1 protein-coding gene is annotated in these 361 nt (G+C 75.1%); it reads right to left on the bottom strand.

Annotated features, from left to right (window positions below; translation table 11 throughout):
• A partial coding sequence (locus ACLWS4_RS37960; RefSeq protein ID WP_416876571.1) for a MarR family transcriptional regulator occupies positions 1-361 on the bottom strand: 361 nt, incomplete at both ends.

Raw genomic sequence — 361 nt, 5'->3', positions numbered from 1 at the left:
ACACCAGCAGGGTCTCGACGAACAGGCGGCGCTGATCCGGGGTCAGCGGGGCGAGGGCGGTGCGCCAGGCCGCGGCGCCGGGGGCGAGCCACTGCGAGATGGCGGGCCGCTGCGCCGGGGTGATGTCGACGATCCGGCGTCGGCGGTCGGCCTCGTCCTCGCGGCGCTCCAGGACGCCCTTCCGGCTCAGGTCGCCGATCAGCAGGCTGGCGGTGGTCGGGGCGATCCGCAGGCGGCCGGCCAGGTCGTTGACGGTCATCGGGCCGTCCAGCAGCAGGTAGGCCAGCAGGGAGAGGTGGCGTGGAGCGAGGGAGAGCGACCGGAGGGCCTCCGGGACCGGGATCTGCTTCGCCCGGCTCAC

Source organism: Kitasatospora sp. SC0581 (genome assembly GCF_048159585.1).
In the GTDB taxonomy this organism is placed as follows: Bacteria; Actinomycetota; Actinomycetes; order Streptomycetales; family Streptomycetaceae; genus Kitasatospora.
Note: the sequence above shows the minus strand (reverse complement) of the source record. Positions and strands in the feature narration are given on the sequence as shown.